The 15297-nt window shown below is 50.5% G+C and carries 13 protein-coding genes; 8 read left to right on the top strand and 5 right to left on the bottom strand.

Features of this window, described 5'->3' with window-relative positions; genetic code table 11:
• Nucleotide 1 precedes the first annotated feature (1 nt).
• Nucleotides 2-1384, top strand: coding sequence for a Trk system potassium transporter TrkA (trkA, locus tag CBE68_RS18870; protein ID WP_188708301.1), 1383 nt, complete (start codon nt 2-4; stop codon nt 1382-1384).
• Nucleotides 1385-1396: 12 nt separating this feature from the next.
• Nucleotides 1397-2848, top strand: coding sequence for a TrkH family potassium uptake protein (locus CBE68_RS17520; protein ID WP_087507497.1), 1452 nt, complete (start codon nt 1397-1399; stop codon nt 2846-2848).
• Between the two features lie 35 nt (nt 2849-2883).
• Here CBE68_RS17520 and hemG read toward each other — a convergent pair whose 3' ends face one another.
• From hemG to pepQ, 4 genes are all read right to left on the bottom strand, one after another.
• Nucleotides 2884-3417 (bottom strand): menaquinone-dependent protoporphyrinogen IX dehydrogenase, encoded by a 534-nt coding sequence (gene hemG / locus CBE68_RS17515; RefSeq protein ID WP_229744804.1) that lies wholly within the window; start codon nt 3415-3417, stop codon nt 2884-2886.
• A 24-nt stretch (nt 3418-3441) separates the two neighbouring features.
• A complete protein-coding gene (locus CBE68_RS17510; protein WP_087507496.1) occupies nt 3442-4893 on the bottom strand; it encodes a TrkH family potassium uptake protein in 1452 nt (483 codons plus the stop codon).
• A 93-nt stretch (nt 4894-4986) separates the two neighbouring features.
• Entirely contained in the window at nt 4987-5604 is a 618-nt protein-coding gene (locus CBE68_RS17505) for a YigZ family protein (RefSeq protein WP_158100661.1), read from the bottom strand.
• Nucleotides 5605-5626: 22 nt separating this feature from the next.
• Nucleotides 5627-6949: a Xaa-Pro dipeptidase gene (pepQ, locus tag CBE68_RS17500; RefSeq protein WP_087507494.1), complete on the bottom strand. Its 1323-nt coding sequence runs from the start codon at nt 6947-6949 to the stop codon at nt 5627-5629.
• A gap of 231 nt (nt 6950-7180) precedes the next feature.
• On the opposite strand from pepQ, the gene fadB reads away from it, so the two are divergent.
• From fadB to tusA, 3 genes are all read left to right on the top strand, one after another.
• On the top strand, nt 7181-9346 hold the full coding sequence (fadB, locus tag CBE68_RS17495; protein ID WP_087507493.1) for a fatty acid oxidation complex subunit alpha FadB: 2166 nt from the start codon (nt 7181-7183) through the stop codon (nt 9344-9346).
• A gap of 13 nt (nt 9347-9359) precedes the next feature.
• Nucleotides 9360-10526, top strand: a complete 1167-nt coding sequence (gene fadA, locus CBE68_RS17490) for an acetyl-CoA C-acyltransferase FadA (protein ID WP_087507509.1) — start codon at nt 9360-9362, stop codon at nt 10524-10526.
• Nucleotides 10527-10664: 138 nt separating this feature from the next.
• Nucleotides 10665-10919 (top strand): sulfurtransferase TusA, encoded by a 255-nt coding sequence (tusA, locus tag CBE68_RS17485; RefSeq protein ID WP_087507492.1) that lies wholly within the window; start codon nt 10665-10667, stop codon nt 10917-10919.
• 40 nt (nt 10920-10959) lie between these two features.
• Here tusA and CBE68_RS17480 read toward each other — a convergent pair whose 3' ends face one another.
• A complete protein-coding gene (locus tag CBE68_RS17480; protein ID WP_087507491.1) occupies nt 10960-11547 on the bottom strand; it encodes a DNA-3-methyladenine glycosylase I in 588 nt (195 codons plus the stop codon).
• 125 nt (nt 11548-11672) lie between these two features.
• Here CBE68_RS17480 and glyQ point away from each other — a divergent pair, with 125 nt between their 5' ends.
• The 3 genes from glyQ (at nt 11673) to CBE68_RS17465 (ending at nt 15292) form a co-directional block, all read left to right on the top strand.
• Nucleotides 11673-12593 carry a glycine--tRNA ligase subunit alpha gene (gene glyQ, locus CBE68_RS17475; RefSeq protein ID WP_087507490.1) on the top strand — a complete coding sequence of 307 codons (921 nt, stop codon included), beginning with the start codon at nt 11673-11675 and terminating at the stop codon, nt 12591-12593.
• A 2-nt stretch (nt 12594-12595) separates the two neighbouring features.
• Entirely contained in the window at nt 12596-14668 is a 2073-nt protein-coding gene (gene glyS / locus CBE68_RS17470) for a glycine--tRNA ligase subunit beta (RefSeq protein ID WP_087507508.1), read from the top strand.
• 138 nt (nt 14669-14806) lie between these two features.
• On the top strand, nt 14807-15292 hold the full coding sequence (locus tag CBE68_RS17465) for a hypothetical protein (RefSeq protein WP_087507489.1): 486 nt from the start codon (nt 14807-14809) through the stop codon (nt 15290-15292).
• Nucleotides 15293-15297: the final 5 nt, after the last annotated feature.

Below are 15297 nucleotides of genomic sequence, written 5' to 3'. Positions count from 1 at the left end.
CATGAAAATCATCATTCTTGGCGCCGGCCAAGTCGGTGGCACGCTAGCCGAAAACCTAGTTGGTGAAAAAAACGAAATCACTGTCGTTGACTGTGACACCAGCTGCCTGCGCGAGTTGCAGGATCGATTCGACCTTCAAGTCGTTGAAGGATACGGCTCACACCCCGACGTACTGGAAAAAGCCGGTGCCGAAGATGCTGACATGCTGATTGCGGTAACCAGCAGCGATGAAATCAATATGACCGCCTGTCAGGTTGCCTATTCGCTGTTTCACACGCCAACCAAAATTGCCCGTATTCGCTCACCAAATTACCTTAAGTACAAAGAAAAGCTATTCCAAAGCCAAGATGTGCCGGTCGATTACCTGATTGCTCCAGAGCAGTTAGTTACCAACTACATCCGCCGTTTAGTGGAGTGTCCTGGCGCCTTGCAGGTGATGGAGTTTGCCGATGGCAAAGCCAGTCTAGTCGCGGTGAAAGCCTACTATGGCGGCTCGTTGGTGGGTCACGCGCTGTCGACACTGCGCGAGCACATGCCGCACATTGATACTCGAGTCGCGGCAATTTTTCGTCGCGGTCGGCCCATTCGACCACAAGGCACCACCATCATTGAAGCCGATGATGAAGTGTTCTTCATTGCCGACACCAAGCACATTCGTACGGTGATGTCAGAGCTGCAACGGCTAGAGAAAACTTACCAAAAAATCATTATTGTTGGTGGCGGTAACGTCGGCTTGGGTTTGGCTCAGGCACTAGAAAAAAGCCACCCGTCGGTGAAGCTAATCGAGCGCAATCCACAACGCGCCGAATATGTCGCCTCCGAGTTAGCCAAGGCAACGGTATTCTGCGGGGATGCCTCCGATCAGGAGCTACTCAGCGAAGAAAATGTTGAGCAAACTGACTTGTTTATTGCCGTCACCGATGATGACGAAGCCAATATTATGTCGGCCATGCTGGCCAAGCGGATGGGGGCAGCCAAAGTCATGGTGCTCATTCAGCGTGGCGCCTACGTTGACTTGGTCCAAGGCGGCGATATTGATATTGCTATCTCGCCTCAACAGGCAACGATTTCGTCACTGCTGACTCACGTCCGGCGTGGCGATATCGTCAACGTTTACTCCCTGCGTCGCGGTGCTGCAGAGGCCATTGAAGCCATCGCTCACGGCGACTCGTCAACCTCCAAGGTGGTTGGCCGCATGATTAGCGAAATCAAACTGCCACCTGGTACCACCATTGGCGCCGTGGTAAGAGGCGAGGAAGTGCTAATTGCTCACGACGATACCCGCATTGAGCAAGACGATCACGTCATTCTGTTCTTAGTGGATAAGAAGTACATCACTGATGTAGAGCGGTTGTTCGAACCCAGCCCGTTTTTCTTCTTCTAGCAGGCTCAGGCAATGCTCAACCTTCGCTTACTGGTTCTGGTGCAAGGGTTGTTTTTATCCAAACTTGCTTTGCTGATGCTGATCCCCGTCGTTGCCGGTTGGTACTTTGATGATCATTCGAGTTTCGACTTTTTGCTGGCAACCGCCGCTACCGCCACTATTGGCGGTTTATTAGCTGCGGTTGCTCGGTTTCGACCTGCACCGCTCAACGCCAGCATGCGACCGCGAGATATGTTTTTGCTAACCACGCTAATTTGGTTAGTGATGGCACTAGCGGCATCCCTACCTTTGGTGCTCGTGGAGCACATTTCGCTCACTGATGCCTTTTTCGAGACCATATCAGGGCTGACAACCACGGGCTCAACAGTGCTATCCGATCTATCCAACCATCCGCCGGCCATTCTGCTTTGGCGTTCGTTACTGCAATGGGCTGGCGGTATTGGTTTCATTGTCATGGGTGTTGGTATCTTGCCGTACCTCAATGTCGGCGGCATGAAGCTGTATCAAACCGAATCGTCAGATTGGAGCGACAAGCAAGTCCCTCATTTAAAGCACTACACCAGACTATTGTTTACCGCTTACTCGCTACTGACGCTAGCGTGCGCAGTTTGCTATTTGTTAGCTGGCATGTCTTGGTTTGATGCCATCAACCATGCTCTTACCACGTTATCGACGGGCGGTTACTCAACCTCCGATCAATCCATGGCGGCCTTTCCGCCTGCTTGCCACTGGGTTGGCAGCTTGTTTATGTTTATTGGTGGCATTCCACTGCTGATTTTTGTTCAGTCATTGCGTCGCAAAAGCTGGCGTCCGTGGCATGACGAACAAGTATTTGGCTACGCCAAACTGGTGCTCGCCAGCACCCTCGCTCTGACCCTATTTTTAGTGCTATCGCAACAGCAGCATTGGCTAGACGCCCTCCGCTTGGCTCTCTTCAATACCATTTCAGTCATCACTACGACGGGTTTTGCTCTCACGGACTACAGCGCCTGGGGTCATTTCGCCATGATGTTATTTTTCATTCTGACGTTTTGTGGTGGCTGCTCTGGGTCAACAGCTGGCGGCATTAAGATTTTTCGGCTTCAAGTGGCATGGCGGATCATGATTCGCCATTTGAAACGGCAGATCCATCCCCATGGCACTTTCGTCTCGCGCTTCAACCAACGCGTTCTCAATGACGAAATAGTCACCTCAGTGCTGACCTTACTGTTTCTTTTTGTTTTTACCATTGTGGTACTGGCTCTTGCATTGGCGTTAATGGGATTGGATACCATGACGGCTCTAACGGGTGCTGTCACTGCAGTATGTAATGTTGGGCCCGGGCTTGGTGACACCATCGGCCCGGCAGGCAACTTCGCCAGCTTGCCGGATTTAGCCAAGTGGGCACTTGGTGTGGGTATGCTCGCAGGCCGGCTGGAGATCACCACCATGGTGATCTTGCTGCTGCCAAAGTTTTGGAAATAGTACCAAGTCAGGTAGCCCTGGATTGGCGCAACGGCTTACTCGGCTAAGCTGTTGGCAAACCTTTCCACTTGCTGCCAATCGGTGTAGTCAATGTCTTTACTGGTATCGGTATTGCCTTTGGTTAGCCACATAATAAAGCGAATGATGAGCTTGTCGTGCCAGTTGTATTGGCTATAGAGCAAAGCGCCTGCAAACACTGCCGTCCGAGTCGGTAGCCAACCCACTTGATCAAGAAATTTCTTCAGATAGGGATTGTTGTCAGGGGTATTTTTTTCTGCCTTGCGAGCCGTTAAGTTGACAGTAAAAAAGGCATTTTGAGTTTTCTCCAAGGCACTTAAATGGCGCTGAATAAAGTTGGCCAAAAATGCCTCATGTTTGCCGTAATGAATCGAGCCACCGATGACAACCCAATCGAAGCTTGGCAAATCATTCATCGCAGCAGAGCTGGCAGTCAACTGACGCCGCTCAACCAAATGACCCGCTGCCGTTAATCGCTCCGCCATCCGAGCGGTGATTTTATCGGTTTGACCTTCTCGGCTGGTGAATACAAATAAAACCTTCAACGCCATGTTTAGTCCTGCCCCCTATTGGTATTAATTGCGCCAGAATGTTGGCGTCAGCAATACCAACAACGTAAAGATTTCTAATCGCCCAAACAGCATGGCAATGATCAACAACCACTTTGATGCATCAGGGATCTCACCATAATGCAGCGCCACTTCGCCAAGCCCCGGACCAAGGTTATTGAGGGTTGCTACGGTGGCGGAAAAGGCGGTTATTTCCTCCATCCCCGTGCTCATCAGCGCAAGCATAATGACCACAAACACCAGCGCATAAGCAGCAAAGAACCCCCAAACAGCATCCATTACCCGCTCGGAAACTGGCTTGCGCCCCAAGCGAATGGAATAGATAGCTTTAGGGTGGACCAAACGCTTTAGTTCTCGCATGCCCTGCAGATTCATCAGCAGCACGCGAATCACCTTAATACCGCCGCCAGTCGAACCAGCACAGCCACCAATAAAGGACGAGAACATCAGTAGAATCGGCAAGAACAAAGGCCATGCGGCAAAGTCGGTGGTCGCAAAGCCAGCAGTGGTGCTGATGGAAACCGCCTGGAACAATGCTTGATCGAGAGTCGTGCCTACGGCGCTGTAGACTTGGTCACCGAGCAACACCAGAAAACAAGTCAGCACCAAGGTCGCCTGGATCAGCAAGAATCCGCGCAATTCAGGGTCACGCCAATACATGCCCAACGAGCGTGTCACTACAAAGGCGTGGTGAAGTGCGAAGTTAACCCCAGAGATGAGCAGGAATACCACGCAAATCAGATTAATCGCCGGACTATCGAAATACCCCATGCTGGCATCATGAGTGGAAAAGCCGCCAATTGCGATGGTCGAGAAGCTGTGGCATATAGCATCAAACCATGACATTCCTGCCAGGTAATAAGCCACACCACAAGCCACTGTCAGTGACAAATAGATGTACCAAAGATACTGTGCGGTATCGGCAATTCGCGGTGTCATCTTGGAGTCTTTCACCGGGCCGGGCGTTTCCGCCCGATACAGCTGCATACCACCCACGCCTAACAACGGCAAAATAGCGACCGCCAGTACGATGATTCCCATCCCGCCGAACCATTGCAGCTGCTGACGGTAGAACAGTAGTGCTTTGGGTAGTTCATCGAGCCCAGATAATACCGTCGCACCAGTAGTCGTCAGGCCAGAAAACGATTCGAAAAACGCATCGGCAGCTGACATGTCAACTGATTGACTAATAAGGAAAGGTACCGCCCCGACCGCACCCAACACAGTCCAAAATAACACCACAATCAGAAAACCTTCACGAGCTTTCAGATCAGCTTTTGCTTTACGGTTGGGTAGCCAGAACGCCAGGCCAATCACCAAACAGATGAAGAATGCCAGGGTAAACGCTAGGCCGTCACCATCTTTAAAATAAAGTGACACCAGCGCAGGAGGGATCATGGTCACACTGAAAATGGTGACAAGTATTCCCAAAATGCGGCCAAGAGAGCGGAAGTCCATTTAGTTAATTTGCCGAGCCAGTGAGCGAATCGCGACGTGCGTTAGTTATAGCTGATAAGTGTGAAGACAAATAATGTTGCAAGCAAGTCCACATTAGTCGAGTTTTTTCAATTCGATGGACCCAGCTCCCAACTCTTCGAGTTGGTCGATGAAATTCGCCGCTCGATCTTGTGGTAACTGCACCTGCAACACCACCAGCTCAGAAAAGTCGCTATCCAGCACTTCACCAGAATGCTGGCCGAGCAAATGCAAAACACTTTGGTGCTGCGAATAACTCATGGTCAGCTGCAGAAGCTGCATCGGCAGGCACTGCTGCCAATCGGTCACATCAAAGACGGCCCGCACTGCACCGCTGTAGGCTCGGACTAAGCCACCAGTACCCAACTTTACCCCACCGAAGTAACGCACCACCATGACCATTAGGTAGCCAGCGGGTTTGCCTGTCAGTACAGCCAACATCGGCCGACCTGCGGTACCACCGGGCTCACCATCGTCACTACTGCCAGCACCATGAACATCATCAGGCGTTGAAACTATTTGTGCCCAACAATGATGGCGAGCATTAGGGTGTAGTTGGCGAATGCGCGCTTTGGCAAGATCGGCCTGCTGGGCGTTAGCTACCGGCTCCAGATAGGCAATAAAGCGCGAGTTCTTGATTTCGATTTCGGCTTCGGCTGGCGCCGTGGGACGCCAGTAAGTTTGCTGAGTCACGATTACTGCTATCGCTTGACGACTACTTCAAACCGAGATCACGAGTGATGTTCTCTGGTCCCGACTGGTGAACAATAATATTGTCCTCAATTCGAATACCGCCATACGGGCGCAAGGCGTTGACCAATGACCAATTAACGGCATCACCGTGAGGCGTCGCTTTGAGTTTATCGAGTAACGAGCCAATGAAATAGAGTCCCGGCTCAATGGTGACCACTTGCCGTGCTTCTAATTTACGGGTCATGCGAAGGAACGGGTGCTGTTCCGGAGCCGCGACATGGGTACCGCGATCGTCAGCCATGAAGCCACCGACATCATGGACTTGTAAGCCAATTAAATGACCCAAACCATGGGGGAAGAAAGTCTGACTGACGCCTTCAGCGAGCATTTGCTCAGGCTCCATATCAACGATACCAAAGGCATTGAGTAATGCTGCAATACGGCGATGTGTATTGATATGCAAATCGACATAGTTAGCGCCAACTAACACCTGGTCGACCAAGCTACGTTGCAATTCATTCATCGCTGCCAATAGCTCTGCGAACGTGCCATGACCACGATAACAATGGGTTCGGGTAATATCAGCGGCATAGCCGTTGTAACTGGCACCAGCATCAATCAAAAATGACAAATGTTCATCTGGGGCGGTATGGCGCTGATGCATGTAGTGCAAAATAGCGGCATTTTCATTTAGGCCGATAATGTTGCCATATGGCAATTCATGCTCGGCATGACCTACCGCATCAAGGTATTCAAGATGAATGTCGAACTCGCTGTCGCCATTGAGAAATGCACTACGCGCAGCTTCGTGGCCTTTCACTGCTAGCCGATTAGCTTCACGCATACAGCTCAGCTCATAATCAGTTTTGTAAGCTCGGTGATAATGCAGATAGCTCAATACCGACTCGGGGTTAAAGTGGCCGATGCCAAGGGCCTCTGCAACTTCAACATACTCGCCAATGTATGCCATATTGGCCATGTCTCGCGGCAAGTGACGGAATACTTGGTCAGCTTGCGCCAGCAATACCAACTCAAATGATTCCACCCAAAACTGGTGCGGCGCATCAGGTACCAGATGCCAAAAGTCGTCAGGCCGGTAAAAGATCAGCTTTGGTTTTTTGACCCCATCGACCACCAACCAGCAATTGGGGTTATCAACGACAGGCAACCAGGCCTTAAAGTGCGGATTAACCTTAAATGGGTAATCCATGTCATCTAAGAATTGGCGTTTAGTTTGGCCAGAGTGAATAACAAGCTTCTCCAGACCAGAGCGGGCTAGAGCGTCGGCAGTGCGTTGCTGCAACGTCGCAATATGGTTGGCGTAAGTTGCTTCTAAGCTAGACATAGTCGCTTCCAGAACAAAACGGGTACATAAACCGACATACGATAACACACCCTGCTACTAGAACATTGATGTTACCCCGGTCAAAAAATTAAACAGGCGTTTAAAAAATGGTTGAATTTTTAAGCGCACTAAACAACACTTAATCAACTCATCTGGTTCGACCAGTTAGTGTAGAACAATTATAAAGCCTCAAACCCTACAAGTAGCGACATTGCGACGCTGGAGACACGCATGATTTTTGAATCGGACGCTATCCGAGTAACCCTCGATAAGCACGGTATTGCTGAACTGTGCTTTGATGCCCCCGGCTCGGTGAACAAACTCGACAAACTGACCCTCAAAGCTTTAAGTGACGCAGTTGATGCCATTGCCGCTTCATCTGAAACCAAAGCTGTGCTGCTAAGCAGCAGTAAAGATAGCTTTATTGTTGGCGCTGACATTACCGAGTTCTTGGGTTTATTTGCGCTGCCAGAGAATGAGCTTAGCGGCTGGCTCAAAATGGCCAATGATATTTTCAATAAGCTTGAAGACTTGCCGGTACCAACCCTCAGCGCAGTCAGTGGTTTTGCCCTCGGTGGCGGCATGGAAACCATTCTTTCGACTGACTTTCGGGTCGCCGATAGCACCGCAAAAATCGGCCTTCCTGAGACCAAATTAGGCATCATGCCCGGCTTTGGTGGTACCGTGCGATTGCCACGGGTAATCGGCGCTGATAACGCCATGGAGTGGATCACCACAGGCAAAAACTACAAGGCCAACGACGCGCTGAAAGCTGGCGCTGTCGATGCTGTCGCCGCTCCCGATCAACTTCACACCGTAGCCACTGCGATGTTATCTGACGCCATCGAAGGCAAACTGGATTGGCAGGAGCGCCGAAAAGCCAAAACGTCGCCGCTAACATTAGATCGCACTGAAGCGGCAATGAGCTTTACCACCGCTAAGGGCATGGTGGCGATGAAAGCCGGCAAGCACTACCCCGCTCCGATGATGGCCGTCAAGACCATCGAACAATCCGCCACATGTGGTCGAAGCGGCGCCCTCATCAATGAACAAAATGGCTTTATCAAACTTGCCAAGACCGATGTCACTCAAGCATTGGTGGGCATATTTTTAAGCGACCAATACATTAAGGGCCTTGCCAAAAAGGCCACCAAACAAGCGCAAGTTATCAACTCGGGTGCCGTCCTTGGCGCAGGCATCATGGGCGGCGGCATTGCCTATCAAGGTGCCAGTAAAGGCACCGCGATGGTAATGAAGGACATTCAACAACAAGCGCTCAATCTTGGTCTTACCGAAGCAACCAAACTATTAAACAAACAGCTCGAGCTGGGCCGCATCGATGGTGTTGGCATGGCCAAGGTGCTCAACAACATCGTACCCAGTCTTGATTATGCCGCTGTTAAGGATGTTGATGCGGTGGTTGAAGCCGTGGTTGAAAACCCTAACGTCAAGGCAGCAGTATTGGCAGAAGTGGAGCAACAAGTGTCTGACCATTGCGTCATCACTTCAAACACTTCGACCATTTCCATCAATACCTTGGCACAGAGCTTACGCGATCCAAGTCGCTTCTGTGGTATGCACTTTTTCAACCCAGTTCATCGTATGCCGCTGGTTGAAGTCATTCGCGGTAAGGATACTTCCGATGCAACAGTCGCAACCGTAGTCGCCTGGGCTGCAAAAATGGGTAAATCGCCGATTGTCGTCAATGACTGTCCCGGCTTTTTCGTCAACCGAGTGCTGTTCCCCTACTTCGGAGGCTTCACCCAACTACTCGCTGATGGCGCCGATTTCCAACAGGTTGATCGGGTGATGGAAAAGCAATTTGGCTGGCCAATGGGCCCAGCTTACCTGCTCGATGTTGTTGGCATTGATACCGCCCACCACGCTCAAGCAGTCATGGCAGCAGGGTTCCCTGAGCGAATGAGCAATGACGCCGACACAGCCATCGATCTCATGTATCAACACAAACGCTTTGGCCAGAAAAATGGTATCGGCTTCTATCAGTACACTATGGATAAAAAGGGTAAGCCGAAAAAACAGAGTAGCGATGACGCCATCGCCTTAGTTCAGCGCGATGTTATCGAGTCATTCAGTGACGATGAGATCATTGCTCGAATGATGGTGCCTATGGTGCTTGAAACCGTTCGCTGCTTGGAAGAAGGCATCATCGCCACCCCAGCAGAGGCAGATATGGCGCTGGTCTATGGCCTTGGTTTCCCACCGTTCCGCGGTGGCGTATTCCGTTACCTGGAGACCATGGGGTTGAAACACTTTGTTGAGATGGCTGATCAGCTCGCTGAGCTGGGGCCACTTTATCAAGTCACCGAGCAAATGCGGCAGCTAGCCGAGTCCGGTGGCAGCTACTTAACGCAACAGAATGCAAGCGGCAAACACTAAGGGGAATATGATCATGAAAGATGTAGTAATTGTCGATTGCATCCGTACGCCAATGGGCCGCTCCAAGAATGGCATGTTTCGCAACGTGCGAGCTGAAACTCTATCGGCTCACTTAATGAAAGGGTTACTCAAGCGCAATCCGGCACTGGATCCAAACGACATCGAAGATGTTATCTGGGGCTGTGTTCAACAAACCCTCGAGCAAGGGTTTAATATCGCTCGCAATGCCAGCTTACTAGCGCAACTGCCAAAATCGGTCGCAGGTGTCACCGTGAATCGCTTATGTGGATCATCGATGGAAGCGCTTCATCAAGCAGCGCGTGCAATCATGACCGACATGGGCGATGTCTTTATTGTTGGTGGTGTTGAACATATGGGCCATGTGCCGATGAATCATGGTGTCGATTTTCATCCTGGGATGTCCAAATCGGTAGCCAAAGCCGCAGGTATGATGGGCTTAACCGCAGAAATGCTTGGTAAGCTTCACGGCATTAGTCGCCAGCAACAAGATGAGTTTGGTGCACGCTCTCACCAGCGAGCCCATGCGGCGACCGTTGAAGGCCGTTTTGCCAAGGAAATTTTGCCAACCGAAGGCCATGATGCCAATGGCGCGCTCAAACAGTTTGATTTTGACGAAGTGATACGTCCAGAAACCACAGTCGAAGCACTTGCAGGCTTACGCCCAGTGTTCGACCCCGCCAATGGTACCGTGACGGCAGGAACCTCCTCTGCCCTATCTGACGGTGCATCAGCGATGTTAGTCATGTCTGCCGACAAAGCAAAGTCACTCGGTCTAACCGCTCGCGCCAAAATCCGCGCCATGGCAGTTGCTGGATGCGATCCCAGCATCATGGGTTACGGTCCTGTGCCAGCAACACAGAAAGCTCTCGAACGTTGCGGCTTAACAATGGCCGATATGGGTTTGGTTGAACTTAACGAAGCATTTGCCGCCCAGAGTTTACCCTGTGCCAAAGATCTTGGTTTGCTCGACATGATGGATGACAAAGTTAATCTTAATGGTGGCGCTATTGCTTTGGGCCATCCGCTTGGCTGCTCAGGCACTCGCATATCAACGACCTTAATTAACTTGATGGAACAGAAGGACGTCCAGTTCGGTTTGGCAACCATGTGTATTGGCTTAGGCCAAGGCATTGCAACGGTACTCGAACGCACCAACTAAACATCACGCTGCGCCATCAAGTGAAAACGGCTAGCGATGGCGCAGCGACATAATCAACACCGCTACACCTTACGGTTTTAATCTGCCAAGAAGTTGCTATGATCGGGTCTCGAAAATCGAGTGAGACTTACCTGACTAATGTCATCAGCAGTGGAACTACCAGAAGTAAATCGCCAATTAGATGCACAAGGGTTGCGTTGCCCAGAGCCCGTGATGATGGTCCGTAAAACCGTCAGAGAAATGACCGAGGGTGAAGTGCTATTGGTAACCGCAGATGATCCATCTACCACGCGAGACATACCCAGCTTTTGTGAGTTCATGGAGCACCAACTTCTACACAAAGAAATAGACCTCGCACCCTATCGCTATTGGATCCAAAAAGGCCTCGATTAACTCGCCAAGTGTTTCACGTGAAACAAGTTAAAAAATAACCTTACCAAGGGTAAATACTGGGCTTGCAGTCTTCGTAACAACTGCACGAAACCAGATGATCATTGACCATTCCCACGGCCTGCATGAACGCGTAGCAAATAGTTGGACCGACAAATTTAAAACCTGCTTGCTTCAGCGCCTTTGCCATCGCACGAGACTCAATCGACTCCGTTTGCATGACTGATTCAGATTCCAATGCCATGTCGATTTGTCGGTAGTCAACGAATTGCCAAAGCCACTTGGCGAACTCACCTTCGCTTGTTTCAATCGCCAAGTACGCACGGGCATTGCCTATAATGGCTGATATCTTTGCTCTAGAACGAATAATCCCTGCGTCGGTTACCAACTGCTCGACTTCTGCATCTTCCCAAGTAGCAATAATAGCAGGATTAAACGCCGCGAATGCGCGCTGATAATTAGCTTGTTTACGCAAAATGGTAAGCCAAGATAAACCGGCTTGCTGCCCATCAAGACACAACTTTTCGAACAACTGCTGACTATCGAACTCAGGGCGGCCCCAGACCTTATCGTGATAATTGCGATACTCAGGATCGGAACCTGGCCAAGAACAATCGTTTGGATTCTGCATTTTTCAGCCTATTTGTGCATAAAAGCTTCAATCACCGTTAACTTAGCCTACATTCGCAAGCGCGCAAACGGTATACTTACGGTCTTTTTTTAATCTCTCAACAAATCTCTGGGAAACATCCAGGCATGACTCAGGTATACGACGTTTCGACCTTTCAGGGTCTGATCCTCGCGCTGCAGGACTATTGGGCCAAACAAGGCTGCACCATTGTTCAACCATTGGACATGGAAGTGGGCGCAGGTACATTCCACCCTCAAACATTTTTGCGCTCAATTGGTCCCGAACCGATGAGCAGCGCTTATGTGCAACCTTGCCGCCGTCCTGCCGATGGTCGTTATGGTGAAAACCCTAACCGCCTGCAGCATTACTACCAGTTTCAGGTAGTCCTCAAGCCTTCGCCAGATAACATTCAGGAGCTGTACCTGAACTCGTTACGCGCCCTGGGCATCGACACCAATGTTCACGACATCCGCTTCGTTGAAGATAACTGGGAGTCGCCGACACTGGGCGCATGGGGCCTTGGCTGGGAAGTATGGTTAAACGGCATGGAAGTGACGCAATTCACCTACTTCCAACAAGTCGGTGGCTTGGAATGCAAACCTGTGACTGGTGAAATCACCTATGGGCTTGAGCGTATCGCCATGTACTTGCAAGGTGTCGACTCAATTTATGATTTGATCTGGACCGATGGCCCATTGGGTAAAGTGACCTACGGCGATGTGTTCCATCAAAATGAGGTTGAGCAATCAGCCTACAACTTTGAACATGCCAACACTGAGGTGCTGTTCAAGCAGTTCGATCAATGCGAAGCAGAAAGCAACAAGCTCATCGAAGCTGGCTTACCACTTCCAGCCTATGAGCAAGTCATGAAAGCAAGTCATGCGTTTAATATGCTCGACGCCCGCCATGCAATTTCAGTGACTGAGCGGCAACGCTACATTTTGCGTGTTCGTGCGCTAGCGAAAGCCGTTGCAGAAGCTTACTACACAGCTCGTGAAGAGCTAGGTTTCCCCATGTGCAACAATCAAAGCCAACAAGGAGCATAATGATGAACACCGAAAACCTCCTCGTTGAATTGGGCACTGAAGAACTGCCACCAAAAGCACTACCTAAACTAGCTTCATCATTTTGTAGTGGTTTTGAAACAGCACTCAAAAAAGCAGGCCTGGGTTTCGCTACCATTAACTGGTTTGCAAGCCCTCGCCGTATTGGCTTCATCGTTGAAGCATTGGAAGCATCGCAAGCCGACCGCGTTGAAGAAAAGCGCGGACCGTCGGTATCAGTCGCTTTTGACGACAGTGGTGAACCCACCAAAGCGGCTCTCGGCTGGGCTCGCGGTAATGGCATCACCATCGACCAAGCTGAGCGTTTAAAGACAGACAAGGGTGAGTGGCTTCTGCATCGCGCCGAAATCAAAGGTGCCGCAGTCGAGCAGTTACTGCCAGAGCTAATTGCCCAGGCCGTCAAGCAGATTCCAATTCCCAAGCCGATGCGCTGGGGCGCTTACGACACCGAATTCATTCGTCCGGTGCATACGCTAACTATTCTTTACGGCGCCGATGTCATCGACGCCACCGTGCTCGGTGTTAAATCTGACCGTGTGGTTCAAGGTCATCGTTTCCATAGTGAAGGGCTCATCAGTATCGCTCACGCTGATGAGTACTTGGCGACTCTCGAAACAGAGGGCAAAGTCATCGCCGACTTCGCAGTACGTAAAGCTGCAATCAAGCAACAGGTTGAAGCTGCTGCCACAGCAGAGAACGGCGTAGCCGATATCGACGAAGAATTGCTAGATGAAGTGACTGCGTTGGTTGAATGGCCAGTGACACTAGTTGGTAGTTTTGAGAACGACTTCCTGGAAGTACCGAAAGAAGCACTGATTTACACCATGAAGGACAACCAAAAGTACTTCCCAATGTTGTCTAAAGATGGCGAGCTGATGCCACGCTTTATCTTTGTTTCTAACATCGAAAGCAAAGACCCTGCGCAAGTTGTCTCCGGTAACGAAAAGGTCGTCCGCCCTCGCCTAGCCGACGCGCGCTTCTTCTTAGAAACCGACAAGAAGAAATCACTCGAGTCACGGATTGCCAGTTTGGCGACCGTCGTGTTCCAACAAAAGCTCGGCACTCTGAAAGACAAGTCAGAGCGTGTCGCACTATTAGCAGGCCACATTGCTGAAGCCTTGGGCGCCAACAAACTTGAAGCCGAACGCGCTGCGCTATTAGCCAAAACTGACTTGATGACAGAAATGGTCATGGAATTCCCTGATGTTCAGGGCATCATGGGCATGCATTACGCACGCAACGATAATGAGCCAGAAGCCGTCGCAGTTGCATTGAATGAGCAATACATGCCTCGCTTCTCCGGCGATCAATTGCCGGCAAGCGACATCGGTTGTGCTCTAGCTATCGCTGAGAAAGTCGATACCTTGGTCGGTATCTTTGGCATCGGCCAAGCCCCTAAAGGCGATAAGGACCCGTTTGCATTGCGTCGAGCAGCGATTGGCGCCCTGCGGATCATGGTAGAAAAATCACTGCCTCTAGACTTAGCTGAACTTGCGTCATTTGCCCAAGGCAATTTCTCGGCTGGTCAGTTGGCCAACGACGATGTCGTTGATGACGTGGTAGATTTTGCGCTCGGTCGTTTCCGCACTTGGTATCAAGAGCAAGGGATCACAGCGGATGTCATCCAAGCAGTATTGGCTAAACGCCCTACTCGTCCTGCTGATTTTGATGCCCGCATTAAAGCCGTCAGTCATTTTAAAACGTTGCCGCAAGCAAGCGAGTTGGCAGCCGCTAACAAACGCGTGGGCAACATTTTGGCTAAGGTAGAAGGTGAAATTGCGGGCTCAATTAATACGTCACTGTTAACTGAGGCTGCAGAGATTGCTTTGGCCAATGAAATTCAGTCAGCACAGAGCAAGGTACAACCTTTGTTTGTCGCTGGCGACTATCAGCAAGCTCTAGTGGAGCTCGCAAGCCTCCACACTGCGATCAACGCCTTCTTTGACGACGTTATGGTCAATGTTGATGACAGCGCCGTTCGGGCTAATCGCCAATCGTTACTGCAGCATCTGCATCTGGTATTTGGTCACACTGCAGATATCTCTCTGCTGCAGTAATCGAATATCGGGTAGCGCTTAGCGCTACACGCCACATCGAAGCCCATGCCTCTCACAGCATGGGCTTTTTCATATGACAACATCGCGCTCTTTGACTAGCCTTATAGCCACGGTTTACCCTGAGGCAGAAGAATTGCTATGCATGCCCGCACCAAACCTGCTGCGATAATAAACACCCGCTTGCTTTTCACTATCGGTGTTTTGGCCCTTGTTGGCTGCCAGAGCACGGCGCCAAAAGTTGAAGTGATTGATGAACCGCCACCAAAGCCGGCAATGGAAAACTTGCTTTACCTCAGAGCGGTGTTTACTTGGTGGGATGCCGAAGAACAGTACAAAGTGAAGAAGGTCGGTGCTAACGTTTACCAAGCACAAGCTCGATTGGTTGCAGATGGCGAATACTATGACTTTAAGTTTGCCGACGCCGGCTGGTCGCCAGACTTCAATTGCGGATACCTCACTAAAGCTGACGAAATCATTGAAAGTGACGGTCCTTCAGTAAAGGCGAACTGCAACTCAAATGGCGCCTACTTTCGTTTCAACCCAAAACAAACGGGCACCTACGGCTTCTACTTTGATCAAAGCAATGAGGTTCCTTCGGTTTACATCAAACGCCTCGCCAATTGAACTGT

Source organism: Neiella marina (assembly GCF_002165625.1).
Classification (GTDB): Bacteria; Pseudomonadota; Gammaproteobacteria; order Enterobacterales; family Neiellaceae; genus Neiella; species Neiella marina.
The sequence above is the reverse complement of the archived record's forward strand: the minus strand, read 5'-3'. Positions and strand labels throughout refer to the sequence as shown.